Raw genomic sequence first — 24,405 nt, forward strand, 5'->3', positions numbered from 1 at the left:
TCCCCTTAAACCCTTCTCTTCCCCGGAGGCCTGCATCCGTTGTGAGGAATGGGTGTAACGTCTCTGATTGACGCGACCCGTAAACCCGCCGCCTGAATTGACCTTATTGCCGATTCCCTTCCGGGTCCGGGCCCCTTAACATAAACGCGCACGGATTTCATTCCGGAACCCAGAGCCCTTTTTGCCGCATCTTCAGCGGCAACCTGAGCCGCGAACGGGGTTCCTTTTCTTGTGCCTTTGAACCCTCTTGTTCCCCCGCTTGACCACGCAATCACATCTCCCTGAGGATCTGACACGGTAATAATCGTGTTGCCAAAAGTGGCGTGTATATTCACCACGCCCTCTTCAACAGACCTTTTTACCTTTTTCTTTGTTCCTTTTTTCGCCACTATGGTCTATCCTCTGCTATTTTTTGCTAACCTTGTTTTTCTTCGCTATCGCGGTGCCTCTGGGCCCCTTTCTTGTTCTCGCGTTCGCCTTTGTTTTCTGCCCGCGCACCGGAAGCCCCATGCGATGCCTTATTCCCCTGTAACATCCAATCTCCACCAGACGCTTGATGTTCATCTGCACATCTTTGCGCAAATCACCCTCAACAACGCATTTCCCCTCAATGAAATTCCTGATATCCGCCAACTCTTTGTCGTTCAGGTCTTTCGCCCGCTTCACCGGATCGATTTTCAAAGAAGCAACTATGTCTCCGGCCGTGGCGTTGCCTATCCCGTATATGTAGGTCAAAGCAAACTGAACCCTCTTTTCCGAAGGAATGTCTATTCCCGCTATTCTTGGCATATCTTTACCCCTGTCTCTGCTTACAGCGTTTGTTAACGCAGATAACTCTCACCACTCCTCTGCGCTTGATAATCCTGCACTTGTTGCAGATTTTTTTTACCGATGACCTTACCTTCAATTTACCCTTTCCGTTCTCATTCTGTATGTAATCCTGCCACGCGACAAATCATACGGGGAAATTTCAATCTTCACCTTGTCGCCCGGAACAATTCTCACAAACCTTGACCTGGCTCTTCTCATCTTACCTGAAACATATGCTAAAACCTTTTTACCGTTACCCATCTCCACTCTGAACATAGCGTTAGGCAGCGCCTCAACAACTGTTCCCTCCAATTCAACTGCGTCTCCTTTTGACATTAAAATATTTGTCCTCAGCCGCTCTTAATTAAAACTCGTGAGCACTTCCGGACCATTTTCCGTTATGGCAACAGTGTGCTCAAAATGAGCGGACATTCTACCATCACTTGTAACAACAGTCCAATTATCAGGCAAAGTTTTTATGTCCGCATCCCCTTCGTTAACCATTGGTTCTATCGCCAAAGCCATGCCGGGACGCAGTATTGGACCCACTCCCGCCCCTCCGGGGGGGATAAAATTCGGCACTTGCGGCTCTTCGTGAAGATTCTCACCTATGCCGTGCCCCACAAACGCCCTTACTACCGAAAAACCTCTGCTTTCGGCGTGTTTCTGTATGGTTTCGGATATATCGTAGAGCCGTTTTGAGGGGAACGCCTTTTCTATGCCCCTGTCAAGAGACTCTTTGGCGGTTTTAAGAAGCTTCTCCGTCCGGGGCATCATTCTGCCGATTGGAACCGTTATGGCGGAATCGCCGTAAAAACCGCCCACAAATGCGCCAAAGTCTATTCCCACAATGTCGCCTTCCTTAAATATTCTGTCTTTTGAAGGTATGCCGTGAACAACTTCGTCGTTTACCGAGGCGCAAATTGAACACGGAAAATTCATATACCCTTTGAAAGCAGGTTTGGCAGAGCGTTTCCCGGCAATCTCCTCGGCGATGCGGTTGAGTTCCCATGTGGAAACGCCCTCGCGCGCGGTTTCGCTGAGTTTTTCAAGAACCTCGGACACAACCGAAGCCGCGGCCTTCATTCCGTCAAATTTCCGTTTTATTTCGCTCGCGGTCATGCGTTACAGCCCCGAAACCACCGAATTGATTCTTTCCCTGACATCGTCAACGGCTCCCGTTCCCTCTATGTCATGAAAAACCCCTTTTGACCTGTAATAGTCGGCAAGCGGAAGGGTCTGCCGGCGATAAACGTCAAGGCGGTTCCGCACAACGCTTTCGTTGTCATCTTCGCGCCCCTCCAGTTCCGCCCTCTTCAGAAGCCTTTTAACAACTTCGTCCTCGTCCACTTTGAGATACAAAACCGCTTCAATAGCCAAATTTTGGCTCTCAAGCATATCGTCAAGCGAGCGCGCCTGCTCAATCGTTCTCGGAAAGCCGTCAAACAGAAATCCGGCTCCGTTCAAACCGCTTATTTTCTCCCTGGTAATCTCTATGACAACTTCGTCCGGCACCAATTCGCCCTTGTCCATGTAGCTTTTCGCCATCACTCCCGTCTCAGTCCGCCTCTTCACAGCGTCTCTGAGCAAATCACCCGTGGATATGTGCTCCGCATCGTAGGCGCTCGTGATGAAACTGGCTTGCGTCCCTTTTCCCGCTCCGGGCGGTCCGAATATTATCAAATTCATCATTCCACCCGGGTTTTCAAAAACGTTTTTTGCGGCGGCCGCCCTGCCCCCGTGGACGGCGCCCGCCGCCCGCAGTCGCGAATGAATCATAATTGCGAGTTATCACAAAAGACTGAACGCGCTGCATAAAATCAAGCGTTACGCCTATTATAATCAGAAGCGATGTGCCGCCGAAATAAAACGGCAGGTTGAAAGGATCTCTCTGGAGAAAACTCGGCAACACACAAACGGCTACAAGATAGATTGAGCCGACAAGGGTTATTTTGTTCAGAATTGAGCCGATATATTCCGAAGTTTTCACCCCGGGCCTTATCCCCGGCACATTCGCCCCACTGTTTTTAATGTTATCCGAAAGGTCATTCGGGTCATACACAATTCCCGTGTAGAAAAATGAAAAGAAAACAATAAGAATCGCAAAGACAATGTTGTAAACAAAGGGGTTTTGTATCACTTCCTCCGAAATTGTTCTCATAAAAGGCGTATCCGTAATGGCAACGATGGTCGCCGGAAATATAAGCAGTGAAGACGCAAATATGGGCGGAATAACCCCCGAAGGATTGATTTTAAGAGGAAGGTGCGTTGTGCCGCCTTCCATCATCTTTCTTCCCATAACCTTTCTGGGATGCTGAATGGGAATCTTCCTTGAAGCGGTTTCAACAAAAACAATTATTCCCATCACAAGAACCAGAAAAATAAATATTAAAAGCATGCCGAGCACGGTTATGTCTCCCACACGCACAAGCCGCAGCATGTTCCACAGTGCGCCCGGAGTCCCGGCAAGAATTGACATTGTGATTATCAGAGAAACGCCGTTTCCTATACCCTTTTCAGATATCTGCTCTCCGAGCCACATAACAAGCATTGAGCCGGAGGTGAGCGTTAAAATGGTGCTCAGGCGAAAGCCGAGCCCCGGCGCCTCGGTGGCTCCGGTTTCAAGAGCGAGAGTAAGAACGGTTGCCTGAATAATTGCTATCGGCACCGTGCCGTAGCGTGAATACTGGTTGATTTTTCTCCTTCCCTCCTGCCCCTCTTCTTTCTGAAGGGTTTCAAGATAGGGAATCGCCTTGACCATAAGCGACATAAGAATTGAAGCCGTAATGTAGGGGATTACCCCGAGGGCAAAAATCGACGCCTGTTCAAGTGCGCCACCCGAAAACACATTGAAAAGGTCAAACGCCGTTCCGCTTGTTCTTTCAAAAAGCCGGGTAATCTGCGCCGAAGATATGCCCGGAACCGGAATAAAAACTCCGAGCCTGTAAACAATGAGAATAAACAGCGTAATAAGCAGTCTTCTGTTCAGTTCCGAAATGCGGGGAATTCCAGAAGCAGACGCGCTCATACAATCTCTACCTTGCCACCGGAACGCTCTATTTTTTCCATCGAAGAGCCGCTTGCGGCGTCAACCTTGAGAGTCAGTTTCTTTTCAATGTTTCCATTCCCGAGAAGTTTGACGGGACGCTTTCCGCTTACAAGGCGTTTTTGAACAAGCGCCTCGGCGTCCACTGTGGCGCCGTCTTCAAAACGCTCAAGCTCACTCACATTGACGGTGTCGTAGGAGACTTTGAATCTGTTCTTGAAACCTCTTTTCGGAATCCTCATTTTCAGGGGGGTTTGCCCACCCTCAAACCAGCGCGACACGCCTTTTCCGGCGCGCGACCCCTGGCCATTCTGCCCGCGTCCGGCGGTTTTTCCTTTTGAACCGGCTCCCCTTCCAACTCTCTGGCGGGATTTGGCTGAACCGGCGGGTTTTGGCAATCTGTCAAGCATCTCAGTTTAAACCTCTAAAACTTATAATACGAAGGAAGGTCAAGATCGGAAACTTTCTTTTCGCGCTCAAGCGCAACCTGCTCCGGAAGCATGAGTTGGGAAAGAGCTTTTATGGTCGCCGCCACAACGTTAATGGGATTTCTTGAGCCCACAACCTTGGAAAGAATGTCGCTGATACCCGCGAGGTCCGCGACCGCGCGAACAGGACCTCCGGAAATAACTCCCGTTCCGGGAGCCGCCGGTAGAAGCACAACGCGGCTTGATGAACTTTCACACGAAACCTCGTGCGGTATGGTTGAGCCGTGCAGGGAAACTTTTATAAGGTTTTTGCGCGCCTTGTCCGTTCCTTTCTTAATCGCGTTCGGGACTTCTTTTGACTTGCCCAGCCCGTAACCCACTATACCGTTGCCGTTGCCGACAACCGTCATCGCGGTGAAATGGAAACGTTTTCCGCCCTTTGTGACTTTGGCTACACGCCTAATGTCAACAACTTTCTCTTCCAGTTCAAGCCCCGCAGGGTCAACAAAACCGGAACTCTTAATACCGTTATTAGAACTCAAGACCTTTCTCCCTTAAACCTGCGGCGAGCGACTTCACTCTTCCGTGAAACGGATATCCGCCCCTGTCAAAGACGACTTTTTTTACTCCGCCCGCGACTGAAACCTCTCCGAGATATTCGCCGACCGCTTTTGCTTGTTCCACTTTTGAATCTTTTTCACCAATGTTTTTTCTGACTTCGGGCGTAAGCGAAGATGCGGCAAACATAGTCCTTCCAACAACATCGTCAACTATCTGGGCGTAGATGTATCTGGCGGATTTAAAAACGCACAGTCTCGGAATGTCGGTTGTGCCGGACACTTTCTTCCTTATCCTTTTGTGCCTTCTGTTTCTCAGAGTTTTTCTGTCCCTAATCATTTCTTCACACCTGATTTTCCGGGTTTCAATCTTATAACTTCGTTGGCAAATCTCACACCTTTTCCTTTATAAGCGTCCGGCTTGCGCAACTTTCTTATTTTCGCCGCCGCCTCACCAACAACCTGTTTGTCAATTCCCTCAAGGGTCAGCCGCGTTCCCCGTCCTTCCACTTTCGCCGTTACCCCTTGAGGTAGCGAAAAAGTGATGGGGTGGGAATAACCAAGTGACATCTTGAGTGAGTCATTGCCCGCCATCTCGGCTTTATATCCCGTGCCGACTATCTCAAGTATTCTCGTAAATCCTTCGGAAACGCCTTGGACCGAATTCGCTATGAGCATTCTGACGAGACCATGGTGGGATTTCATTTTCTTTGTTTCGTCCATTTTCACATTTACAAACCCGTCCGCGATTTCAACACTCAGACCTTCAGGAACCCTGACCGGCAACTCGCCTTTGGGACCCTTTATGCTGAGCAGACCGCCGGACTGGCTGATGTCAACCTTTTCCGGCAACGGCACTGGTTTTCTTCCTATTCTTGACATATTAAACTCACACCACGGTGCAGATAACCTCTCCGCCTATGCCCATGTCTCTGGCGTTGCGACCCGTCATTATACCCTTTGAAGTTGAAAGTATCGCGGTACCCATGCCCGTAACAACACGGGGAATTCTGTCTTTTCCTATGTAAATCCTTCCGCTGGGTTTGCTCACTCTTTTGAAGTTTTTTATTCCCGGAGCGCCCTGCGCGGAGTATTTAAGTTTGATCACAATTTCTTTCCTCACACCTTCGCCCGAGATGTTCAAATCGGCGATATACCCTTCTTCCTTCAACACTCTTCCTATCTCAACCTTGATGCCGGAGTGCGGAACCAAGACCTCGGCGCGCCGCACCATAAGAGCGTTTTTTATTCTTGCAAGCATGTCCGCTATGGGGTCCGTCATTTTTACCTTCCCGCAAGTTAAAAACTTGCTTTTCTCACTCCTACGATTTCACCCCGGCTCGCAAGTTCCCTGAAGCACAGACGGCACATGCCGAACTGTCTTATGAAAGCCCTCGGCCTCCCGCACAAAGAACAACGGTTGACCTTACGAACCTTGTATTTCGGTTTCCTCAGAGATTTTTCCCAAAGCGCTTTTCTTGCCATTATTCCATCTCCCTGGCAAAGGGTATGCCCATTTCTTCAAGAAGCACTTTTGCTTCTTCGTTGCTGTTTGAAGTCGTTACGAAGGTTATATTGAGCCCCTTCACCTTTGAAACTTTGCTGTAATCAATTTCGGGGAAGATGATGTGCTCCCTTATGCCCAGCGTGTAGTTACCTCCGCCGTCAAAGGAGGTCAAACTTACCCCTCTGAAATCCCTTACTCTCGGCAGCGCGAGGTTCACAAAACGGTCAAAAAACTCATACATCATTTTCCCTCTGAGTGTAACCGCACAACCAATCGGCAAACCTTCGCGGAGTTTGAAGCCCGCTATGGATTTCTTAGACTTTGTAATCACCGGCTGTTGACCGGCAATAAGGGCAAGTTCCTGCACGGCTTCATCAACCACGTTCTTGTTGCGCCCCGCCTCACTCAAGCGGCCGAGACCCATATTCAAAACAATGCGCTCAAGGCGCGGAACCATCATTGAGTTTGAGTAAGAATTCCTTTCCATCATCCGGGGAATTACCTGCTCATTGAAAATCTTCTTCATTCTCGGCTGTGGAGAGCTCATCATATCTGTTTTCCCGTTTTGCGGTTCACGCGGATTTTTTTGCCTTTGTCATCGGTCTTATAACCCGTTTTGACCGGAGACGATTCTTTGGAGTCATAAAGCATCAGGTTTGATATGTGGAGGCTGGCCTCTTTGTCAATAATCCCGCCTGACGGGTTTTTCTGGTTTGGGCGCACATTGCGTTTCACCATGTTGAGTTTCTCCACAATGGCCCTGCTCCTGTCAACAAGTATCTTTGACACAGTGCCCTGCTTGCCTTTCTCTTTTCCGGCAAGCACGATGACTTCATCGCCTTTTTTAATGTGAAATTTCACCGCATTCACTGTTAAACGACCTCCGGAGCGAGCGAAATTATCTTCATAAAGCCCTTGAATCTCAACTCTCTGGCGATGGGTCCGAAAACCCTGGTTCCTATGGGCCCGCCGTCTTTGTCAATAATCACTGCGGCGTTGTTATCAAAACGGACATAGGTGCCGTCCGGTCTTCTACTTTCTTTCTTGACGCGCACAACAACCGCCTTGCAGATCTCGCCCTTGGAAACTTTCGAATTCGGCATCGCCTCTTTCACGGACACGACTATTTCATCTCCGAGGCGCGCGTATCTTCTTCTGGAACCCTTGAGAACTTTTATGCAGTAAAGTTTCTTCGCGCCGGTGTTGTCCGCCGATTCAAGGTATGAACTTGACTGAATCATTGCCCGGCACTGTCCTCTGCGCCAACCGGATGCGATTTTTCAACTATCTTTCCAACCCGCCATCTCTTGGTCTTACTGATGGGTTTGGACTCGTATATCAAGGCCTTGTCGCCGACTTTGCACTGGTTTTTGCCATCGTGAACAACGTAGCGCACCCTCTTTTTGATTGACCTGTTGTAAACAAGGTGCTTTTTGATGGTTACCACGTCCACAACAGCGGTTTTGTCGCCATTTGTCCGCACAACGGTTCCCGTAAGCGAAGTGAGACGCCCTCTTTTTTTATCTTTTTCAGCCATTTTCTTCCTTCACGCTCTCCTGTTTGCCCTTTCTCTCAATCTCAGATCTGATCGTTTTCACCCTTGCTATGTCCCTTCTTAGCAGTTTAATTTGCGCGAAAGCGTTGTTCCGCTTCGTCACAACCTGCATGCGGAGATTGAAAAGAGAAGATATCAGCTCACGCTCTTTTTTATCGAGTTCGCTGACTGTTAGCTCTCTGATTTTACCGGGTTTTTCAGCCATTATACAACCTCTTCGCTTCGCTCAACCGTGCGCGTTTTTACCGGAAGTTTGTGAGACGCCAATCTGAACGCCTCCTTCGCAAGCGCAACGGGAACACCGCTGAGTTCATAAAGCATCTGCCCGCGCCGAATTGGAGCCACGTATTCGGAAACATCGCCCTTTCCTTTTCCCATTCTTGTTTCGGCGGGCTTTTTGGTCAGCGGCTTGTCGGGGAAAATCCGTATCCACAACTTCGCACCCCTTTTGACATAACGTGTTATAGCGATTCTGGCGGCCTCTATCTGTCGCGAAGTAAGGCGCCCGTTCTCAAGAGTCTGAAGCCCGAATTGACCGAAGTCTATGTCGGTTCCCCTGGTCGCCGCTCCGCGTATGCGCCCTTTGCGCATCTTGCGGTATTTTGTTTTTTTAGGCTGTAACATCTTCGTTGCTCTGTCCGGAAGAGGATTTCTTCTCTATGATGTCCCCTTTGAAAATCCAGGTTTTTATTCCGATAATTCCATATTTGGTTTTCGCCTTGGCAAAACCGTAGTCAATGTCGGCTCTGAGTTTTGCGAGCGGAACGCTGCCTTCCTTATACCACTCTCTTCTCGCTATCTCCGCGCCTGCAAGTCGCCCCGAAACCATGATTTTTATTCCAAGTGCGCCCGTCCTCATCGCCGACGAAATCGCCTGCTTCATCGCCCTTTTGTAAGCGACCCTGCGCTCTATCTGCAAAGCAACGTTTTCCGCGACCATTTGAGCGTCCATCTCCGACCTGCGCACCTCTTTGATGTCCACAACCATTTCCTTGCCGGTGCGCTCCTGCAACTCCCTTCTAATCCTCTCTATTTCCTGCCCGCTGCGCCCTATGATAATTCCGGGCCTGAGGGCGTGTATGACGACCTTGACCTTTTTCTGAACAACACGCTCTATCTCAATTCTGGAAATGCCCGCCTGGTAGAAGTCCTTTTTCAGAAACCTTCTTATCCTGATGTCCTCGTTGAGCATGTCAGTGAAGGATCCCTTCTCCGCATACCACTTGGAGTCCCAGGTCTTTGTTATGCCTATTCTTAAACCTATGGGGTTTACTTTTTGTCCCATGCTACATTCCCTTCCTTTCAAGCACTATTGTTACGTGGCTTGTTTTTCTTTTTCTCTGAAACGCACGCCCCATGGCTCTGGCTTTGAACCTTTTAAGAACGGGACCCTCGTCCGCAAAAGTCTCTTTGATGTATAACTCTTCGGGCTCTGAATACCCTTTCTCGGATGCGTTGGCGACCGCGGATTTGAGCAGGTCGGCAAGAATGGGAGCCGCTCTCTTGCGCGTGAGGTGCAACACCGAAAACGCCTCTTCCACATTCTTGCCCCTTATAAGGGAAAGAATAAGGCGAACCTTATCGGGCGACATTCTGTAGTATTTAAGAACGGATCTTGAAACCATTTGAAAAACTCTCCGCTATTTGCCCACCTTTGATTTTTTGTCGCCGCCGGAGTGGCTGTTGAAATTCCTTGTCGGCGAAAATTCACCGAGTTTGTGCCCTATCATGTGCTCATTAACAGAAACGGGAATAAACCTTTTCCCATTGTGAACGGCGATTGTAAGCCCTATCATGTCGGGTATTACCATTGATGACCGCGACCATGTTTTGATGAAAACATCGTCTTGCGTCTGATTCTTCGCCGCCATAACTTTTTTGAGAAGTTTCTCGTGAATATAGGGCTGTTTTTGTGATTTCTGTGCCATTGTTTTAATCCATTCCGTATCCGACCCTTCTGGGCTTGACGATATATTTGTCCGTCCGCTTGTTTTTCCGCGTTTTGTATCCGATTGTTATCCAGCCCCACGGAGAAACAGGATGCGGATTTCCCTTCGTGGCTTTCCCCTCTCCCCCGCCGTGCGGGTGGTCAACGGGGTTCATCGCCACGCCTCTGACTGTCGGTCTGCGGCGTCTGTGCCGGTTTCTTCCGGCTTTCCCTATCGACACAAGCTCATGCTCGGAGTTGCCCACTTTTCCAACTGTTGCCATGCATTCAAGGTTAATCATTCTTATCTCGCCGGACGGGAGTTTCAAAAGTGCGCGGTTTCCCTCTTTCGCGGTAATCTGAACGGAACTCCCCGCCGAGCGGGCGATTTTTCCGCCACCGCCGGGGCGAATCTCAACGTTGTGAACAAAAACGCCGGTCGGAATGTCTTTGAGTTTCAACGAATTACCGACCGAAACCTCAGGCTCTCCACCCGAAAAAACCGTGTCTCCGACAGAAATTCCGTCGCACGCTATGATGTATTTCTTCTCTCCGTCCGCATAGTTCAAAAGTGCTATTCTCGCAGACCTGTAAGGATCGTACTCTATTGAGGCGACCTTTGCAGGAACCCCGGCTTTGCTGCGCTTGAAATCCACAACTCTGTAGCGCCTCTTATGTCCGCCGCCGCGAGTGAAGACTGAGATTCTTCCTCCGCTCCCTCTTCCCGCCTTGTTCGGAATTGAAGAAACAAGAGGCTTGTGCGGAACGGACGCGGTGACTTCGGTGAAATCTTCGCCGGTTCTGAAACGTGTGCCCGGAGATGTCGGATTAAACTTTCTTATTCCCATTATGTGCCCTCAAATATATCTATGGTTCCTTCAATAACCTTCACATACGCCTTTTTGTAGCCGGATCTTCTGCCCGAGACGCGTCCACCCTTTTTAACGGTTTTGCCGGGCATCAAGGCGGTTCTCACGCCCCCGACTTTCACCCCGAAAGCCTTCTCAACCGAATCTTTTATCTGGTGTTTTTTGGATTTTGCATCAACCGAAAAAACATACCAGCCTTTTTCGCGCAGAGAAAAACTCTTCTCCGTAATAACGGGAGACTGAATAATTTTGTGCGGACTACTCAATGAGAAAGCGCCTCCTGCACGGACTTGACCGCTTCAACGGTCATAATCAAACTCTCAAACCCCAAAGTGTCATAAACATTGACGCCTTTGTCCGCCAGCATTTTGACGCCCGGAATGTTGTTCGCAGACTTTGCGAAGTTTTCCCAGCCGCTGTTCGGAACATCAATAAAAAGCGCATTTGAAACGCCGAAAACACTCATCATTTGAGTAACCTGTTTTGTCTTAATCTCCGGCAGTGCCAAATCTTGCACGACCGTAATAGCCCCGTCGCGAAATTTTGCCGAAAGCGCCGACTTGAGCGCCTGCTTTCTGACCTTGCGGGGAACCTTGAATGACCAGTCTTTGGGCTTCGGACCGAAGGTCACTCCGCCTTTTCTCCATATGGGCGACCTTATTGAGCCGTGCCGCGCCCGCCCGGTGTGTTTCTGCTTCCACGGCTTGATGCCGCCGCCACGGACTTCTCCGCGCGTTTTTGTTGATGCGGTACCACTTCTCGCCGAAGCGCGCTGCCACTTTACAACAAACTGCATAAGGTCTTCCCTTATTGGAGACTCAAACACCTCGTCTCTCAAATCAAGGGTGTCAACCCGCTTTTTGTTCATGTCATAAACTTCAACTGTCGGCAACCTGACCGCCTCCCTTTACTGAATGCCTTATAAAAATCCCTGAACCCCGGTGACCCGGAACCGAACCTTTTACGGCAATGAGGTTTTTTTCCATATCCACAGAAACAACTTTCAGCCCCTGAGAAGTAACTCCTTCCCCGCCTGACCTTCCGGCCATTTTCATCCCTTTCCACACACGCGCGGGATAAGACGCCTGACCGATTGAGCCGGGCCTGCGATGCGCCGTGCCGCCGTGCGAAGCGGGCTGACCGGCAAATCCGTGCCTTTTCATCACGCCCGTAAAACCTTTGCCCTTTGACGAACCAATCACGTCAACCTTGTCTCCCTCTTTAAAAATTCCGGCGGTAAAGATATCTCCGGGCTTCACTTCTCCGTCATCGCAACTGACTTCAACTATCTTCTTCATCGCCGGAAGTCCCGCGGGAGAACAATGACCGGTTGCCGCCTTATTCGCGGAAAAATCCTCTTCAAATCCAATTTGAACCGAGCAATAGCCCTCGTTCTCTTTGGTCTTTTTCTGAATCACATAGCAGGGACCCACTTCAAGCACAGTAACGGGAACAAGTATTGAACCGTCCTGAAACATCTGCGTCATCGCCACTTTTTTACCTATAAGTCCGCCTATCATTGTTGTCTATCCCGTCATGTGAGCTTAATGTCATCAACATCAACGCCGGAAGCCAAATCCAGCTTCATAAGTTCGTCAACCGTCTGATGGGTCGGCTCAAGTATGTAAACGACCCTTTTGTGAGTTCTTATCTCAAAATGCTCCCTTGAGTTTTTGTTTACATGTGGAGACCTGAGAACGCAAATCCTGCGAATAAGCGTGGGCAGAGGGAAAGGCCCCGAAATTTTCGCGCCCGTCCGCTTCGCCGTGTCCGCTATCTCAAAAGCCGATTTGTCAATAAGCCGGTGATCAAACGACTTGAGTTTTATTCTTATTTTTGAAGCAAGACTCATGGCTACTCAATAATTCCGGTAACGACACCGGCACCGACAGTTTTGCCTCCTTCCCTTATGGCGAAACGCAACTGCTCTTCCATTGCCACTGGCGCTATCAACTCAACTTCCACGTTCACGCTGTCTCCCGGCATCACCATCTCAACACCATCGGGCAACTTCACGGAACCCGTAACATCCGTTGTCCGTAAATAAAACTGAGGACGATATCCAGGGAAAAACGGAGTATGCCTTCCCCCCTCCTCCTTCTTCAACACATACACCTCGGCGGAAAACTTCTTGTGCGGCGTAATACTACCCACTGCGGACAACACCTGCCCCCTCTCAACATCATCCTTGTCCACACCTCGCAGCAACACACCAACGTTGTCTCCCGCAACAGCATCATCAAGTATCTTGCGAAACATCTCAAGACTCGTTGCCACCGTCTTAACAGTCTCCTTGAATCCCACAATCTCCACCTCGTCCCCGGCGTTTATCTTCCCCTTCTCAACTCTCCCCGTAACAACCGTCCCCCTTCCCGATATCGTGAAAACATCCTCAACAGCCATAATGAACGGCTTGTCAATCTCCCTCACCGGCTCGGGAACATAACTGTCCACCGCATCCATTAACTCCTTAATCTGACCCGCGGCTCCCTCATCTCCCTCAAGAGCCTTGAGCGCGCTCACCTTCACAATCGGTATCTCTTCCCCGGGAAACTTGTACTCGGTCAGCAACTCCCGTATCTCAAGCTCAACCAGATCCAGAAGCTCAAGATCGTCCAGCATGTCAATCTTGTTCAACGCAACCACTATCGACGGAACTCCCACCTGACGGGCAAGCAGTATGTGCTCCCGCGTCTGCGGCATCGGACCGTCCGGGGCGCTCACTACCAGTATCGCACCGTCCATCTGCGCCGCTCCCGTTATCATGTTCTTTACGTAATCCGCGTGACCCGGACAGTCAACATGCGCGTAGTGGCGGCTATCGGTCTCGTACTCAACGTGCGATATGTTGATTGTTATACCCCTCTCCTTCTCCTCGGGAGACTTGTCTATGTCCCCGAACTCTACAAACTCGGCCTTCTCCAATACCTTCGTTATCGCAGCCGTAAGAGTCGTCTTGCCATGGTCAACATGACCTATCGTCCCTATATTTAAATGTGGCTTGCCTCTCTCAAACTTCTCTTTCGACATCTCTTCTTACCTCCTCAAAATGCCCTGATAAATTTATAAAAAAGCTCAATTTCCACAGCCCACGAGCGGACTTGAACCGCTGACCTCATTCTTACCAAGAATGTGCTCTACCGTCTGAGCTACGTGGGCAGGGTCGTTTCCCAGCGGGAGACGGGATTCGAACCCGCGACCCTCAGCTTGGAAGGCTGATGCTCTAGCCAACTGAGCTACTCCCGCAGATAGCCAAGGCACATGGGGAGGGTAGGATTCGAACCCACGTAGGCTTACGCCGGCAGATTTACAGTCTGCTGCTTTTGACCACTCAGCCACCTCCCCCCCTTTTTTCAAAACAACAGACATAACAAAACTTCAACCGTAGGCTCTTTGACAGCTGGCGAAGGGAATCGAACCCCCGACCTGCTGATTACAAATCAGCTGCTCTGCCAACTGAGCTACGCCAGCGGTAAAACATAATTCACGCAATACTGACCAAGGAAGCCGAGTCTATACGGAAAACAAAAAATGTCAAACAAAAGAAGCCGTTATGGAGGCTTCCGCGGCTTTTTCATCGCCCGCAAGAGTGGCAAGCCCTTCAAAGACCATAATTCTGCCACGTTTTTTCGCAAGACTGACGGAAAGTGTTAATTCCTGCCCGGGGCCCACAGGCATTCTGAAACGGCACTTTTCAAGCCCCACAAGATAGGCGTTGGAAAACCCCTGCTCTTTGATTTCGTCCGCAAAAGAAGCCCCTATGAGAACCCCTCCGGCCTGCGCAAGCGCCTCGGTAATCACAACGCCCGGAACAATGGGATTTCCGGGAAAATGTCCCCGGAAGAAAAATTCATCCGCTCCAAAAGTTTTCAAGGCGTCAATGGAAGCCCCTTTTTCAATCTTCGTCACACAGTCAAGGAAAAGAAACGGCTCTCTGTGAGGAATGAACTCTTTTATCTGCTCTTTATCAAAAACCACGGGTCAGTATTTTCTGTCGTAAAGGTCTATAATTTCCTCGGTAACGTCAATGTTGTCCATTTTGAAAAGAACTCCCGCGTTGCCGTCCGCGAGAATCATGGAGTATCTTCCGGACTTGCCGAATTCGTTAACAACTTCCTGTATCTCGGTCAAAATTTTCCTTTTCATCTCTCCCTGCTTTCTCCGCAGTTCATCTGAAAAATCTTCGCGCGCGCGCAAAAGATCTTTCTTTCTCTGCTCAATCTCCGTTGTCTTGCGACTCAGTGTTTCTTCGTTCATAACGGCGATATTTTTAGTAATATCTTTCTCCATGTTTTCGTACTGGCCGCTCTTCTCATCCAGGATTTTCTGCTTCGCTCTGAACTCTTTTTCAAATGAATCGCGAGCCCTTTTCCCCGCTTTTGAGTGAAGAATTACGCGTTGAACGTCAATGGTCGCCACGCGAAAATCAGTTTCCCCGCTCTGAGCGCCCGCCTTGTGGAAGGGAATTGCCGGAAGAATCAGCAAAACGGCGAACAACGCCAAAATTGAAAAACGCAAACAAAAAACTTTCTTAATCATTGTATATCTTCCTCCTTGGAAGTATGGGTCAGAATGAAGTACCTATTGAGAAATTAAGTTGTTTTTTCTCTTCGTCAGGAAGTCTGTCAATCGGATACCCGAATTCTATTTTAACAAAACCTAAAGGCGAACGCCACCAAAATCCGTAGCCATAATCTTTTCGCATATCTTTGTAGTTGATCGAAAACTGAAATCCTCTGTTGGAATCAAAAACATTTCCTATATCGTAAAACAGAACCCCGTACAAACCAAGAGGCTCAAAAAGCGGGATAACGTAATCGGCCTTCATGTATATCCGCTCCGTTCCGCCGAGTGCGGTGTTTCCGCCGGCCGCAATTTCCCTGTAATCAAAACCTCTAAGGTTTGCCGAGCCGCCGAGGAAAAGCCGTTCGTCAACGGCGTGAGAGTTGGAACCTCCGCGCAGAAAGACTCTGTCATAAGCGACTTTAAGTGAAAGAAATGAGCCCCGCATGACCGGAACCCAGGTATTGCTCTCAACAACCAGTTTGCTCAAATCCGTGTCTCCGCCGAAGGGGCCGGAATATTCATACAAAACCGTTGCCTTGTGTCCGCTTCTTGGAAACTGGAAGTTATCCCGGCTGTCCCAGGTGAGGTCCGCTCCAACGGCGCTGAGTATTCCGCTTGAACTCGTAATGCCCGCATTTAAAGCCGCTTGCGACGGATTTCTTATTTCAAGGTCTTCCCATCTGTAATAAGTGTTTCCCCATAGTTGTCTATATAAAGACCTTCCAACCCCGATGGTAAAGCCTGTGGCGTTTTTGTCATAGTCAACGAAATCGCGCTCCACGCGGAAAAGCGAGGCGTTGAAGCTCCAGTCTGTGTCAAGAAAATGCCTGTCGGAGTAACGGAATGTGTATGTGTCCGTGATGCTTCCGAAGTTCGCGTTCGCTTCCAAAGTTTTTCCATAACCGAAAAGGTTTGACTCTTTGATTGAGCCGAAAAAGATAAAATCCTCAACAGAGCTCACGCCTGCGCCCAGATTGAACTGAGCGGTTGAACTTTCCTTTACTCTTACCGTAATATCCAACTCGTTCGCGGCACCGGTTTGAGCAGGCTGGGTTGAGACCTCAATCTCCTCAGCGCTGAAAAATCCCGTGCGCCCCACAAACGGCCTTATCAGAGCAAGGTCGGCAGATTTATACAAATCCCCTTCAACGATGGGAATCTGCCTTCTTACAACCCTGTCAAGGGTCTTGTCATTGCCGATTACGGTGATTCTGTTTATATGAAAAATCTGTCCTTTTTCAACAGAGAAACCCACGCGGACTGACGGCTCCCCGTCAATGAGCTCATGCTTTTCCACGGACGGGCTGACGTTCACATCGGCATAACCGTTGTTTGTGTAAAATGCCGTAAGAAAATTGATGTCCGAGGTAAGTTTTGTTCTTCCGAACGGCTCGCCCTTTTTGAGTTGCAGGTTGTAAAGAAACTTGTCTTCGTTGAACTCGGGCGGTTCCTCTATTCCCTCAAAAAAGATATCCGACACAAAATATCTGTCGCCTTCTTCTATCTCAAAAACAACTTTATAGGAATTTTTCTGTTTGTCGTGTTGAAGTTGCGGCTGGGAAATCTGCGCCTCAAGATACCCCTCGTTTATGTAAGCGAACCTTATGCGCTCGGTGTCTCTCTCAACCTCATCCCTGACGAAAAGCCCCTTCTGGCCCAAGCTGTAAAAACGGCGCGGAGAACTGAAAATGTTTTTGCGCAGACTTCTGGTTTTGATGTTTTTATTTCCGGAAATTTTCACCGATGAGATGGTCTCTTTCGGGCCTTCTTTGATTCTATATAAAACGCTGATTCCACCGTCCGCTTTGGGGTCAATACTGTATGAAACGCGGGCATTGCTGTAGCCCTCTTTGGCGTAAAGGTCTGTAACCTCAAGCGTTTGCGCGTGTATGTTAGCCGTGCCCACTATTGTCCCTTTTTCGATATTCAACACCGCTTCAATTTTGTCATCATCAAGGTTTTTATTGCCCTTGAAAGACAGGTCAACAAGCACCGGATTTTCCTGAAGTTTGTATGTCAGTTTCACCCCTTGTGCCGACACTTCCTTCTCAACCTTCACATCATAAAAATTGCCGGTTGAATGAAGTTTTCTCACGTCTTCGGCTATTTCCGATTCGTTATACTCCCGGCCAACCCTCTGGGAGATCAGAATTTCCACCGAATCTTTGCCAATCCTGTTTGTGCCCTCAATCACAATTTCAGACACCGCCAACGCCTGCGCAACTGACGCGATACTTCCCGTGATAAAAAGGAAGAGAAAAACAAAAACCAGTTTTCCCGGCAGACTCGGACTACGCATCAGCGAGCCTCCCTTCGGAGATCACAACAGACCTGTCAAACATCGCCGCAAACTCGCGGCTGTGAGTGGCGATGACAAGCGCGGTGTTAAATCTGTCTCTGGCGGAAAAAATCGTGTCCGCAACCAGATCTGAAGTTTTCGGGTCAAGATTGCCGGTCGGCTCGTCCGCGAAAAGGACTTCGGGCTCCATAACAAGCGCGCGCGCTATGGCAACCCTCTGTTGCTCCCCCGCGGACAATTCATCGGGAAAACAACCGAATTTGTCTCCAAGCCCAACTTGCCCCAGAAGGTTTTTAGCCTTCTCGTACGACTCAGATTTTTTCATTCCACAAATCAAACAGGGAAAACTTGCGTTTTCAAGCGCGGTGAACCCGCCGAGTAAATTATGAGATTGAAAAACAAATCCCATTCCGCGCCGGACATCGGAACCGACCACATCCCGTTCGGCGTGAAGTTTTTCACCTTTGAAAAAAACCTCTCCGCCGCTCGGCACTTCCAGAGCTCCAAGCATATTAAGCAGGGTTGTTTTTCCGGAACCGGATTTGCCGCTGATTGAAACAGTTTCAGCCCGATTGACCGACAAATTAATACCGTCAATTGCCCTGACCACCTGGCTGTCCTGAATGTATTCTTTCTGCAGTTCTCTGGCTTCAATCAATGGATTCATCAAACTTTCAACTTTGCCGCGAGGTTTCCTGAACGGACGCAATAAGCCGGATACAAAGAGACTAAAATACACAACAACTGGCTTGACACGCCGATAACAAAGAAATACAAGGGTTCTATAATAACAGGGAATTTTGATATTCCATAAACATCGGGGTCAAACGGAATAAGTCCCGCGACAGTCGCGTTGTTTGAGAGCAGTTGGCAGATGACAAGAGCGGCGGCGGTCCCGAAAAAAGTTCCGGCAAAACCCAAAGCCGCCCCTATAATCAGAAAAATATTTCCGACCTGTTTTCGAGACGCTCCGGCGGCGCGCAGAATAGCGATGTCTCTGCTTTTTTCAATCATAATCATAAGCAAAACGCTCACGACACTGAGCGAAGCGACGAGAACCATAAACCCCAGAAAAACCGTAAGCCCGAGTTTTTCCAAACGAAGAGCGGAGAAAAGTTTACTATTGGCTTCCTGCCAGCTTTGCGCGACAAACGGGAATCCCAACGTGTCTTCAATCTCACGCGCCACATGCTCGGAGCGCATCGGGTCGGCAACCGCAACTTCAAAAGACACGGGACCCGATTTTCCGAAAAATTTAACCGCGTCCGCCAGTTTTATGTATGAAACGGTTGAATCGTAGTGGCCCATTCCGTATTTGAAAACTCCCGCCACTTCAAAGGTTTTCATTTTCGGCGTTTTTTTCAGAGCGCCTTTTTTGTCAGGAGAAGATACAAAGGTCAGGATGTCGCCCTCCTCAACACCGAGCGAGCCCGCGAGCCCGTAGCCGAGAACTATCGGGGGTGACTGCGAATAAAATTTCTCCAGAGCGGAAACCCCGCTGCGGGATTGCGAAAAAAGAGACGGGAAAGCGCTCCGGTGCCGCACGGGGTCTATGCCGGTTGAGGTCGTGCCGGAAGAGCCGCTCACGGACACAAGCAGCCCGGTTCCGTAAACAACGGGCGAAACTCCCGTTACTCCCGCGACTTTGCCAATTTTTTCCGCCGCGAGAGTATGCCCGGCGATGGAGCCGTCATAGCTTGAAACAAGAATGTGCGGAGACGCTCCGATAATGGTTTTGCTCAATTCGGTCTGAAAGCCCAACATCACCGCGAGGACAATGTTGAGAGAAAAAACCCCGATGCTTATTCCAAGAACCGAAATCAGCACCGTTGAAAATATGGCGCGGACTTTTTTTTGCAAGTGTAAAAATCTTGACGCGACAAGAAGCTCAAACATTTTCAAGGTCTCATATGCGGAAAAAACAGCACTTCCCGTATGGACGCCGAGTCCGAAAGAAGCATAATGAGGCGGTCTATGCCTATGCCGGCGCCGGCGGTGGGAGGCATACCGTGCTCAAGAGCCACCAGAAAATCCGCGTCAATTTCGTGCGATTCTTCATCTCCCTTCTTTTTCATTTCCGCCTGAACGGAAAACCTTTTTCTCTGCTCTTCGGGGTCGTTCAATTCGGAAAAAGCATTCGCGATTTCCCAGCCGTTGATATACAACTCAAATCTGTCCGCAATTTCGGGATTTGTGTCGGACGCACGGGCGAGCGGCGAAACATCAAGCGGAAAACCGAAAACAAAGGTGGGATTTTTCAGTTTTGAAGCGACTGTTTCTTCAAAAATTCCGGTCAGTGCTTTCCCCCTGATTCCGTCGTGCCCGACTCCGAGCCCGTCCGCTTCATTAAACAGAAAAGAGTCATCGGAGAAAATCTTCCCGCCGTATTTCTCCCGCAAAGAATCGTAAATACCTATTCTTTTCCACGGGCGCGAAAAATCCAACTTGCTCCCGTCAAACTCCACTTTTTCCCCTCCCGCGGCTTGCTGCGCGAAAGAAGACAGCATCTCCTCAATCAGGTCCATCATATCGCCGTAATCGGCATATGCCTTGTAAAACTCAATCATCGTAAACTCGGGATTGTGGCGTGTGGAAACGCCTTCATTTCTGAACACTCTGCCTATTTCGTAAACACTGTCCAGCCCGCCGATGACAAGCCGTTTCAGATAGAGTTCAGGCGCGACCCTCAGAAAAAGATCCATATCAAGCGCGTTGTGGTGGGTAACAAACGGACGCGCCGCCGCGCCGCCCGCGATGGGGTGAAGCACCGGAGTTTCAACCTCAAAGAACCCCCGTTCGTCAAGAAAACGCCTGATAAAGCTTATGCACTCCGAGCGCAGGCGGAAAATTTCTTTTACCGAAGGATTTACAATCAAATCCAGATAGCGTTTTCTGAACCTCGTTTCAACTTGCTGAAGCCCGTGCCATTTTTCCGGAAGCGGGCGCAACGTTTTCGTGAGCATCACAACGTTTTCAGCTCTGACCGTCAACTCGCCCGTTTTTGTTATAAAAAGAACACCCTCAACCCCGGCGAAATCTCCCGAATCCAGATACTTGCCGACAACTCCAAAGCCTTCGGCGGAAGTCTCTTTTTTGTTTGCGTAGCACTGAATTTTTGCCGAAGAATCCGCGACATCAAAAAACACAGCCCTTCCAAAACTCCGCTTTGAAACAACCCTGCCCGCGATTGAAAAACGCGCCACCACGCCAAGTTCGTCATCGGACTTCCCTTCGGCTTGCGATAAAATCTCCGCAATTGAAGAGGACGGCTTAAAGGTGTTTGAATACGGATTCAGCCCATCGCCGCGCAACTGCGAAGTTTTTTCTTTCCTCAGGGTGTATTCGTCGTTTTCGTTCCTTTCTGTTTCCGGCGGTTTTTCGCCCATTTGTCGTCTCCGGCTCTATGGAGAGCCATAAATTTTTATTTTACCTGATTGCCGCTGCGTCCGCTTTGCCCGTAATTTTCAAAGTAATCACAAACGCGAAAAAACCCGCGAGAGCCATACCCGCGAGGAGAATATACATTGTGAGGTAGTCAAATTCGTTGGCGACAATGCCCGAAATAAAAGTTCCGAGCATTCCGCCGCTTGTGAAAGATGCGTTGCACAGCGCGAACACCTTTGCCCTTGAACGGTTTCCTGACTCTTCCATGGCAAGCAGATAAAGGGACGGATAGGTAAATCCGTGCGCTATTCCGAAAAGAGCGCCCGACACGGAGACGGAAAAAGCGGTTTGGGAAAATGCCAGAACCGCAATGGACACAAACGCGAGAAACAGAAACGGCGGGCAGATACGGCGGATTCCGTAGCGGTCCGGCGCCCAACCGAGAAATATGCGGACAAACAAAACCGCCGCCGTGAAAAAGACAAAAAACAGATAAAAATCCTCAATGCCGATGGAGCGGGAAGAGAGCGAAACAAACGAAAATTGAGACATGAAAACCCAGCCCGAAACAAAAAAAGTCCCGGCAGCGAGCGCGAGGGGATGCGAAAACGGCGGCAGAAAGCGCGAGCCGTTCCCGTTTTTGCCGGCTCCGGGGGCCATTGTTGCGTCTTTGACAAAAAATGACAGCGCCACACCTGAAAAACATACTATAGAAACCACTATAAATAATGCTGTGAAACCACTGAAATCAATAATAATTTTGCCGAAATACGGCGCAACCGCATAACTGAGAATTGTGAACATTCCGTACAGCCCTATTCCCTGTACTCTTTTATTTTCAGGCGTTATTTCCATTATTAACGCGCCCGTTGCCGTGAAAAAGAGAGAAAACGCCGCGCCCTGCAACATTCTGAGCGCATAGATTCCCCAGCCGAGGTTTTGGAGAAACAGAAAACCCGTGCAGGCGAGAAAAAGAGCGAAAAACCCGAGAACGATAAACAGTTTTTTCCCGTATTTGTCTGCGAGAATACCCGACAACGGGGTGAACAAAAGCATCGTAACGCCCGAAACACCCATTATAAAACCGATGTCGGACGGGTTGCCTCCGAGCTCTTCCACTCTCAACGGAAGAAGCAGAAAAGAGTGAAAAACAAAGAAGAAAAGCGCGGCGGCAAAAGTCGGAACAACAAAATCAGAGGTCAGAAAAAATGACCGCGCACTATCCTGGGCGCTCATGGTCTTACCGTTGTAAAAACTTTATCCGCCCGCCAACAATGGTGTGCCTTACAACACCTTTCATCTTCCACCCTCCGAACGGCGAGTTTTTACTTTTTGAGCGAAAAGCGTTTGTGTCCAGAGCGAACCGCTTGTTCGGGTCAAAGATGACAACATCCGCCGGCGCTCCCATTTTAAGGGTTCCGCCGCCGGTTTTCAGTATGGATGCGGGAACGGTTGACATTTTTGCTATCATCTCATCAATTGTCAAAACGCCCTCCTCAACAAGGCGCAACGAAAGCGGAAGCGCGGTTTCAAGCCCCACGATGCCGAATGGAGCCTTGTCAAACTCAACATTTTTTTCATCCTCGGAGTGAGGGGCGTGGTCAGTCGCGATGGCGTCTATGGTTCCGTCCGCGAGCCCTTTTCTGACGGCTTTAACGTCTTTTTCCGAGCGCAGGGGCGGATTCATTTTCGCGTTCGTGTCATAGCCCTCAACCGCTTTATCCGAAAGAGTAAAATGGTGTGGTGTGGCTTCGGCGGTTACTTTGATGCCGTTTTTCTTCGCCGCCTTTATGACCGCGACCGCGCCTGCGGTTGAAACATGCGCTATGTGAAGCGGCGTGCCCGTAAGGCGGCACAGAATTATATCTCTGGCCATGCCTATCTCTTCGGATTCCGGAGGGATTCCCCTCAGCCCCATAATGTTTGAGACATACCCTTCGTTCATAACGCCGCCGTCCGAAAGGGAAAGGTCTTCGGAGTGTGAAATAACCGGTATTCCGAACGGGCGGGTATATTCCATTGCACGCCTCATAATGGCGGAATCCACAACCGGCATTCCGTCATCTGAAATTGCCACGCAACCGGATTCACTCATCTCCCCGATGTTTGCGATTATTTTCCCTTCTTCATTTCTGGTAATAGCCCCGATGGGGAAAACACGCGCCGCGCCCTCCGTTCGGGCTTTCATAAGTATGTATTCGGTAACGGTGGCGTTGTCATTGACGGGGTTCGTGTTGGGCATGCACGCGACTGCGGTAAATCCTCCGGCAACTGCGCTTTCCGTGCCGGTCTTAATGGTTTCCTTGTGCTCAAAACCGGGCTCGCGCAGATGAACATGCATATCAACAAGCCCCGGAGCCACAACCATTCCGCGCGCGTCTATCTCCTTTACACCGGAAGGTTTTTTCGCGCGGGCGGGAAGTTTTGATATTACGCCGCTTTCAATAAACAGATCACCCGTTGAGTTCTTCCCCGATGAGGGGTCAATTATCCTTCCGCCTTTGATAAGTATCTTCATGCCGGAGCCTCCGCCACTTTTCTTGAGCACAGCAAATACAGTATAGACATTCTGACCGATATGCCGTTCGCCACCTGATCCAGAACCACTGAGCCGTCCCCGTAGGCAACTTCAGATGTTATCTCGACCCCTCTGTTGAGGGGACCCGGGTGCATAACGGTCAACCCCGGAGGCGCAAGTTTGACGCGCTCTTTTGTGAGTCCGAAAAATTTGAAATATTCCCTTATGGACGGAAAGTAACGGTTGCTGTCCCTTTCCGTCTGCACTCTGAGCATTATGACAACGTCCGCGCCGGGCAGGGCATCTTCAATGGAATGGAAAATCTCAACTCCCATTTCGGCAAAATGCACGGGAATCATTGAACACGGGCCCGCGACCGCGACCTTGGCGCCGAGTTTCAAAAGCGCGTGTATGTTTGACCGTGCGACCCTGCTGTTGAGAACATCTCCGACGATTAAAACCCTGACGCCTTTTATGCGCCCCCTCGCCTGTTTAATGGTCATAAGATCAAGAAGAGCCTGGCTGGGATGCTCATTTGAACCGTCTCCGGCGTTAACAATTGATATGCCCGTCTGCTGAGCCAGAATCTGCGGCGCACCGGACATCGGGTGCCTGATTATTATCACTTCCGCTCCCATGGCTTCAAGATTTTTCACCGTGTCCAAAAGGTTTTCGCCCTTCGCAACGCTGCTCTGCGACACGGTAAAGTTCAGAACATCGGCGCTGAGCCGTTTTTCAGCGATTTCAAAAGACGCCCTGGTACGCGTGCTGGGCTCAAAAAACAAGTTGGCGATTGTGATCCCTTTCAAAACCGGAACTTTTTTGATTTTTCTCCCGGTGGCTTCTTTCATTGAAAAGGCGGTGTCCAGAATCAGATTGATTTCCGCCGCCGTGAGGTCCGCAATTCCCGTCAAATCCTTTCTTTCAAACTTTTTCATC

Annotated in this window: 37 protein-coding genes and 4 tRNA genes; all 41 read right to left on the reverse strand. The window is 49.6% G+C overall.

The features are described from left to right. Positions 1–5: 5 nt before the first annotated feature. The gene (gene rpsK, locus ACY430_RS02590; protein WP_462137465.1) at positions 6–392 is read right to left on the reverse strand and encodes a 30S ribosomal protein S11; all 387 of its coding nucleotides are present in this window, start codon (positions 390–392) and stop codon (positions 6–8) included. A 13-nt stretch (positions 393–405) separates the two neighbouring features. Next, entirely contained in the window at positions 406–789 is a 384-nt protein-coding gene (rpsM, locus tag ACY430_RS02595) for a 30S ribosomal protein S13 (protein ID WP_462137336.1), read from the reverse strand. Positions 790–793: 4 nt separating this feature from the next. After that, on the reverse strand, positions 794–907 hold the full coding sequence (gene rpmJ, locus ACY430_RS02600) for a 50S ribosomal protein L36 (protein ID WP_462137337.1): 114 nt from the start codon (positions 905–907) through the stop codon (positions 794–796). Beyond that, on the reverse strand, positions 904–1,146 hold the full coding sequence (gene infA / locus ACY430_RS02605) for a translation initiation factor IF-1 (protein WP_462137338.1): 243 nt from the start codon (positions 1,144–1,146) through the stop codon (positions 904–906). Before infA ends, rpmJ begins: the two co-directional genes overlap by 4 nt. 24 nt (positions 1,147–1,170) lie before the next feature. Then, positions 1,171–1,932, reverse strand: coding sequence for a type I methionyl aminopeptidase (gene map / locus ACY430_RS02610; RefSeq protein ID WP_462137339.1), 762 nt, complete (start codon positions 1,930–1,932; stop codon positions 1,171–1,173). Between the two features lie 3 nt (positions 1,933–1,935). After that, positions 1,936–2,502, reverse strand: a complete 567-nt coding sequence (locus tag ACY430_RS02615) for an adenylate kinase (RefSeq protein ID WP_462137340.1) — start codon at positions 2,500–2,502, stop codon at positions 1,936–1,938. A 13-nt stretch (positions 2,503–2,515) separates the two neighbouring features. Continuing rightward, entirely contained in the window at positions 2,516–3,838 is a 1,323-nt protein-coding gene (secY, locus tag ACY430_RS02620) for a preprotein translocase subunit SecY (protein WP_462137341.1), read from the reverse strand. Next, positions 3,835–4,266, reverse strand: a complete 432-nt coding sequence (rplO, locus tag ACY430_RS02625) for a 50S ribosomal protein L15 (protein WP_462137342.1) — start codon at positions 4,264–4,266, stop codon at positions 3,835–3,837. The genes secY and rplO overlap by 4 nt, the downstream gene beginning before the upstream one ends. Before the next feature lie 14 nt (positions 4,267–4,280). Then, positions 4,281–4,826, reverse strand: coding sequence for a 30S ribosomal protein S5 (rpsE, locus tag ACY430_RS02630; protein ID WP_462137343.1), 546 nt, complete (start codon positions 4,824–4,826; stop codon positions 4,281–4,283). Beyond that, a complete protein-coding gene (gene rplR / locus ACY430_RS02635) occupies positions 4,816–5,181 on the reverse strand; it encodes a 50S ribosomal protein L18 (RefSeq protein ID WP_462137344.1) in 366 nt (121 codons plus the stop codon). Before rplR ends, rpsE begins: the two co-directional genes overlap by 11 nt. Then, the gene (gene rplF, locus ACY430_RS02640; RefSeq protein ID WP_462137345.1) at positions 5,178–5,723 is read right to left on the reverse strand and encodes a 50S ribosomal protein L6; all 546 of its coding nucleotides are present in this window, start codon (positions 5,721–5,723) and stop codon (positions 5,178–5,180) included. Before rplF ends, rplR begins: the two co-directional genes overlap by 4 nt. A 7-nt stretch (positions 5,724–5,730) precedes the next feature. Continuing rightward, entirely contained in the window at positions 5,731–6,123 is a 393-nt protein-coding gene (gene rpsH, locus ACY430_RS02645; RefSeq protein ID WP_462137346.1) for a 30S ribosomal protein S8, read from the reverse strand. Between the two features lie 17 nt (positions 6,124–6,140). Further along, entirely contained in the window at positions 6,141–6,326 is a 186-nt protein-coding gene (locus ACY430_RS02650; protein WP_462137347.1) for a type Z 30S ribosomal protein S14, read from the reverse strand. After that, positions 6,326–6,874, reverse strand: coding sequence for a 50S ribosomal protein L5 (gene rplE, locus ACY430_RS02655; RefSeq protein WP_462137466.1), 549 nt, complete (start codon positions 6,872–6,874; stop codon positions 6,326–6,328). The genes ACY430_RS02650 and rplE overlap by 1 nt, the downstream gene beginning before the upstream one ends. A gap of 20 nt (positions 6,875–6,894) precedes the next feature. Continuing rightward, positions 6,895–7,218, reverse strand: a complete 324-nt coding sequence (gene rplX, locus ACY430_RS02660) for a 50S ribosomal protein L24 (protein ID WP_462137348.1) — start codon at positions 7,216–7,218, stop codon at positions 6,895–6,897. A 2-nt stretch (positions 7,219–7,220) separates the two neighbouring features. Beyond that, complete coding sequence (gene rplN, locus ACY430_RS02665) at positions 7,221–7,589, reverse strand: 50S ribosomal protein L14 (protein WP_462137349.1); 369 nt, start codon at positions 7,587–7,589, stop codon at positions 7,221–7,223. Then, positions 7,586–7,885, reverse strand: a complete 300-nt coding sequence (gene rpsQ / locus ACY430_RS02670; RefSeq protein WP_462137350.1) for a 30S ribosomal protein S17 — start codon at positions 7,883–7,885, stop codon at positions 7,586–7,588. Before rpsQ ends, rplN begins: the two co-directional genes overlap by 4 nt. After that, on the reverse strand, positions 7,878–8,108 hold the full coding sequence (rpmC, locus tag ACY430_RS02675) for a 50S ribosomal protein L29 (RefSeq protein WP_462137351.1): 231 nt from the start codon (positions 8,106–8,108) through the stop codon (positions 7,878–7,880). The genes rpsQ and rpmC overlap by 8 nt, the downstream gene beginning before the upstream one ends. Continuing rightward, a complete protein-coding gene (gene rplP, locus ACY430_RS02680; RefSeq protein WP_462137352.1) occupies positions 8,108–8,527 on the reverse strand; it encodes a 50S ribosomal protein L16 in 420 nt (139 codons plus the stop codon). The genes rpmC and rplP overlap by 1 nt, the downstream gene beginning before the upstream one ends. Further along, positions 8,514–9,188, reverse strand: a complete 675-nt coding sequence (gene rpsC / locus ACY430_RS02685) for a 30S ribosomal protein S3 (RefSeq protein ID WP_462137353.1) — start codon at positions 9,186–9,188, stop codon at positions 8,514–8,516. Before rpsC ends, rplP begins: the two co-directional genes overlap by 14 nt. A gap of 1 nt (position 9,189) precedes the next feature. Next, positions 9,190–9,528: a 50S ribosomal protein L22 gene (gene rplV / locus ACY430_RS02690; RefSeq protein ID WP_462137354.1), complete on the reverse strand. Its 339-nt coding sequence runs from the start codon at positions 9,526–9,528 to the stop codon at positions 9,190–9,192. A 15-nt stretch (positions 9,529–9,543) separates the two neighbouring features. After that, positions 9,544–9,831 carry a 30S ribosomal protein S19 gene (gene rpsS / locus ACY430_RS02695; protein ID WP_462137355.1) on the reverse strand — a complete coding sequence of 96 codons (288 nt, stop codon included), beginning with the start codon at positions 9,829–9,831 and terminating at the stop codon, positions 9,544–9,546. 4 nt (positions 9,832–9,835) lie between these two features. Next, positions 9,836–10,678: a 50S ribosomal protein L2 gene (gene rplB / locus ACY430_RS02700; protein ID WP_462137356.1), complete on the reverse strand. Its 843-nt coding sequence runs from the start codon at positions 10,676–10,678 to the stop codon at positions 9,836–9,838. Beyond that, on the reverse strand, positions 10,678–10,965 hold the full coding sequence (gene rplW / locus ACY430_RS02705) for a 50S ribosomal protein L23 (RefSeq protein WP_462137357.1): 288 nt from the start codon (positions 10,963–10,965) through the stop codon (positions 10,678–10,680). The genes rplB and rplW overlap by 1 nt, the downstream gene beginning before the upstream one ends. Further along, complete coding sequence (rplD, locus tag ACY430_RS02710; RefSeq protein ID WP_462137358.1) at positions 10,962–11,591, reverse strand: 50S ribosomal protein L4; 630 nt, start codon at positions 11,589–11,591, stop codon at positions 10,962–10,964. The genes rplW and rplD overlap by 4 nt, the downstream gene beginning before the upstream one ends. Beyond that, positions 11,578–12,216 carry a 50S ribosomal protein L3 gene (gene rplC, locus ACY430_RS02715; protein ID WP_462137467.1) on the reverse strand — a complete coding sequence of 213 codons (639 nt, stop codon included), beginning with the start codon at positions 12,214–12,216 and terminating at the stop codon, positions 11,578–11,580. Before rplC ends, rplD begins: the two co-directional genes overlap by 14 nt. A gap of 17 nt (positions 12,217–12,233) precedes the next feature. Then, positions 12,234–12,551 carry a 30S ribosomal protein S10 gene (gene rpsJ / locus ACY430_RS02720; protein ID WP_462137359.1) on the reverse strand — a complete coding sequence of 106 codons (318 nt, stop codon included), beginning with the start codon at positions 12,549–12,551 and terminating at the stop codon, positions 12,234–12,236. Between the two features lie 2 nt (positions 12,552–12,553). Next, positions 12,554–13,729 (reverse strand): elongation factor Tu, encoded by a 1,176-nt coding sequence (tuf, locus tag ACY430_RS02725; RefSeq protein WP_462137360.1) that lies wholly within the window; start codon positions 13,727–13,729, stop codon positions 12,554–12,556. 56 nt (positions 13,730–13,785) lie between these two features. Next, a tRNA-Thr gene (locus ACY430_RS02730) sits at positions 13,786–13,858 on the reverse strand. A 13-nt stretch (positions 13,859–13,871) separates the two neighbouring features. Further along, positions 13,872–13,945, reverse strand: a tRNA-Gly gene (locus ACY430_RS02735). 16 nt (positions 13,946–13,961) lie between these two features. Then, a tRNA-Tyr gene (locus ACY430_RS02740) sits at positions 13,962–14,044 on the reverse strand. Between the two features lie 53 nt (positions 14,045–14,097). After that, positions 14,098–14,170 (reverse strand) — tRNA-Thr (locus ACY430_RS02745). Positions 14,171–14,233: 63 nt separating this feature from the next. After that, positions 14,234–14,677, reverse strand: a complete 444-nt coding sequence (gene fabZ, locus ACY430_RS02750) for a 3-hydroxyacyl-ACP dehydratase FabZ (RefSeq protein WP_462137361.1) — start codon at positions 14,675–14,677, stop codon at positions 14,234–14,236. Positions 14,678–14,680: 3 nt separating this feature from the next. After that, positions 14,681–15,238 (reverse strand): OmpH/Skp family outer membrane protein, encoded by a 558-nt coding sequence (locus ACY430_RS02755; protein WP_462137362.1) that lies wholly within the window; start codon positions 15,236–15,238, stop codon positions 14,681–14,683. Between the two features lie 28 nt (positions 15,239–15,266). Beyond that, positions 15,267–17,564 carry an outer membrane protein assembly factor BamA gene (gene bamA, locus ACY430_RS02760; RefSeq protein ID WP_462137363.1) on the reverse strand — a complete coding sequence of 766 codons (2,298 nt, stop codon included), beginning with the start codon at positions 17,562–17,564 and terminating at the stop codon, positions 15,267–15,269. After that, positions 17,557–18,231 carry an ABC transporter ATP-binding protein gene (locus tag ACY430_RS02765; RefSeq protein WP_462137468.1) on the reverse strand — a complete coding sequence of 225 codons (675 nt, stop codon included), beginning with the start codon at positions 18,229–18,231 and terminating at the stop codon, positions 17,557–17,559. The genes bamA and ACY430_RS02765 overlap by 8 nt, the downstream gene beginning before the upstream one ends. Then, positions 18,231–19,460, reverse strand: a complete 1,230-nt coding sequence (locus ACY430_RS02770; protein ID WP_462137364.1) for an ABC transporter permease — start codon at positions 19,458–19,460, stop codon at positions 18,231–18,233. Before ACY430_RS02770 ends, ACY430_RS02765 begins: the two co-directional genes overlap by 1 nt. A 2-nt stretch (positions 19,461–19,462) precedes the next feature. Further along, entirely contained in the window at positions 19,463–20,950 is a 1,488-nt protein-coding gene (gene lysS / locus ACY430_RS02775; protein ID WP_462137365.1) for a lysine--tRNA ligase, read from the reverse strand. A 40-nt stretch (positions 20,951–20,990) separates the two neighbouring features. After that, complete coding sequence (locus ACY430_RS02780; RefSeq protein WP_462137366.1) at positions 20,991–22,184, reverse strand: MFS transporter; 1,194 nt, start codon at positions 22,182–22,184, stop codon at positions 20,991–20,993. Positions 22,185–22,188: 4 nt separating this feature from the next. Continuing rightward, complete coding sequence (locus tag ACY430_RS02785; RefSeq protein WP_462137367.1) at positions 22,189–23,466, reverse strand: dihydroorotase; 1,278 nt, start codon at positions 23,464–23,466, stop codon at positions 22,189–22,191. Further along, entirely contained in the window at positions 23,463–24,404 is a 942-nt protein-coding gene (locus ACY430_RS02790) for an aspartate carbamoyltransferase catalytic subunit (RefSeq protein WP_462137368.1), read from the reverse strand. The genes ACY430_RS02785 and ACY430_RS02790 overlap by 4 nt, the downstream gene beginning before the upstream one ends. Position 24,405: the final 1 nt, after the last annotated feature.

The sequence above is a fragment of the Candidatus Mycalebacterium sp. genome, from assembly GCF_977828045.1.

What these genes read in the sequence shown, in the direction of transcription:
- rpsM (WP_462137336.1), bottom strand. Translation starts at nt 789, where the DNA reads ATGCCAAGAATAGCGGGAATAGACATTCCTTCGGAAAAGAGGGTTCAG.
- infA (WP_462137338.1), bottom strand. Translation starts at nt 1,146, where the DNA reads ATGTCAAAAGGAGACGCAGTTGAATTGGAGGGAACAGTTGTTGAGGCG.
- map (WP_462137339.1), bottom strand. Translation starts at nt 1,932, where the DNA reads ATGACCGCGAGCGAAATAAAACGGAAATTTGACGGAATGAAGGCCGCG.
- ACY430_RS02615 (WP_462137340.1), bottom strand. Translation starts at nt 2,502, where the DNA reads ATGATGAATTTGATAATATTCGGACCGCCCGGAGCGGGAAAAGGGACG.
- secY (WP_462137341.1), bottom strand. Translation starts at nt 3,838, where the DNA reads ATGAGCGCGTCTGCTTCTGGAATTCCCCGCATTTCGGAACTGAACAGA.
- rplO (WP_462137342.1), bottom strand. Translation starts at nt 4,266, where the DNA reads ATGCTTGACAGATTGCCAAAACCCGCCGGTTCAGCCAAATCCCGCCAG.
- rplR (WP_462137344.1), bottom strand. Translation starts at nt 5,181, where the DNA reads ATGATTAGGGACAGAAAAACTCTGAGAAACAGAAGGCACAAAAGGATA.
- rplF (WP_462137345.1), bottom strand. Translation starts at nt 5,723, where the DNA reads ATGTCAAGAATAGGAAGAAAACCAGTGCCGTTGCCGGAAAAGGTTGAC.
- rpsH (WP_462137346.1), bottom strand. Translation starts at nt 6,123, where the DNA reads ATGACGGACCCCATAGCGGACATGCTTGCAAGAATAAAAAACGCTCTT.
- ACY430_RS02650 (WP_462137347.1), bottom strand. Translation starts at nt 6,326, where the DNA reads ATGGCAAGAAAAGCGCTTTGGGAAAAATCTCTGAGGAAACCGAAATAC.
- rplE (WP_462137466.1), bottom strand. Translation starts at nt 6,874, where the DNA reads ATGAAGAAGATTTTCAATGAGCAGGTAATTCCCCGGATGATGGAAAGG.
- rplN (WP_462137349.1), bottom strand. Translation starts at nt 7,589, where the DNA reads ATGATTCAGTCAAGTTCATACCTTGAATCGGCGGACAACACCGGCGCG.
- rpsQ (WP_462137350.1), bottom strand. Translation starts at nt 7,885, where the DNA reads ATGGCTGAAAAAGATAAAAAAAGAGGGCGTCTCACTTCGCTTACGGGA.
- rpmC (WP_462137351.1), bottom strand. Translation starts at nt 8,108, where the DNA reads ATGGCTGAAAAACCCGGTAAAATCAGAGAGCTAACAGTCAGCGAACTC.
- rplP (WP_462137352.1), bottom strand. Translation starts at nt 8,527, where the DNA reads ATGTTACAGCCTAAAAAAACAAAATACCGCAAGATGCGCAAAGGGCGC.
- rpsC (WP_462137353.1), bottom strand. Translation starts at nt 9,188, where the DNA reads ATGGGACAAAAAGTAAACCCCATAGGTTTAAGAATAGGCATAACAAAG.
- rplV (WP_462137354.1), bottom strand. Translation starts at nt 9,528, where the DNA reads ATGGTTTCAAGATCCGTTCTTAAATACTACAGAATGTCGCCCGATAAG.
- rpsS (WP_462137355.1), bottom strand. Translation starts at nt 9,831, where the DNA reads ATGGCACAGAAATCACAAAAACAGCCCTATATTCACGAGAAACTTCTC.
- rplB (WP_462137356.1), bottom strand. Translation starts at nt 10,678, where the DNA reads ATGGGAATAAGAAAGTTTAATCCGACATCTCCGGGCACACGTTTCAGA.
- rpsJ (WP_462137359.1), bottom strand. Translation starts at nt 12,551, where the DNA reads ATGAGTCTTGCTTCAAAAATAAGAATAAAACTCAAGTCGTTTGATCAC.
- tuf (WP_462137360.1), bottom strand. Translation starts at nt 13,729, where the DNA reads ATGTCGAAAGAGAAGTTTGAGAGAGGCAAGCCACATTTAAATATAGGG.
- ACY430_RS02755 (WP_462137362.1), bottom strand. Translation starts at nt 15,238, where the DNA reads ATGATTAAGAAAGTTTTTTGTTTGCGTTTTTCAATTTTGGCGTTGTTC.
- bamA (WP_462137363.1), bottom strand. Translation starts at nt 17,564, where the DNA reads ATGCGTAGTCCGAGTCTGCCGGGAAAACTGGTTTTTGTTTTTCTCTTC.
- ACY430_RS02765 (WP_462137468.1), bottom strand. Translation starts at nt 18,231, where the DNA reads ATGAATCCATTGATTGAAGCCAGAGAACTGCAGAAAGAATACATTCAG.
- ACY430_RS02770 (WP_462137364.1), bottom strand. Translation starts at nt 19,460, where the DNA reads ATGTTTGAGCTTCTTGTCGCGTCAAGATTTTTACACTTGCAAAAAAAA.
- lysS (WP_462137365.1), bottom strand. Translation starts at nt 20,950, where the DNA reads ATGGGCGAAAAACCGCCGGAAACAGAAAGGAACGAAAACGACGAATAC.
- ACY430_RS02780 (WP_462137366.1), bottom strand. Translation starts at nt 22,184, where the DNA reads ATGAGCGCCCAGGATAGTGCGCGGTCATTTTTTCTGACCTCTGATTTT.
- ACY430_RS02785 (WP_462137367.1), bottom strand. Translation starts at nt 23,466, where the DNA reads ATGAAGATACTTATCAAAGGCGGAAGGATAATTGACCCCTCATCGGGG.
- ACY430_RS02790 (WP_462137368.1), bottom strand. Translation starts at nt 24,404, where the DNA reads ATGAAAAAGTTTGAAAGAAAGGATTTGACGGGAATTGCGGACCTCACG.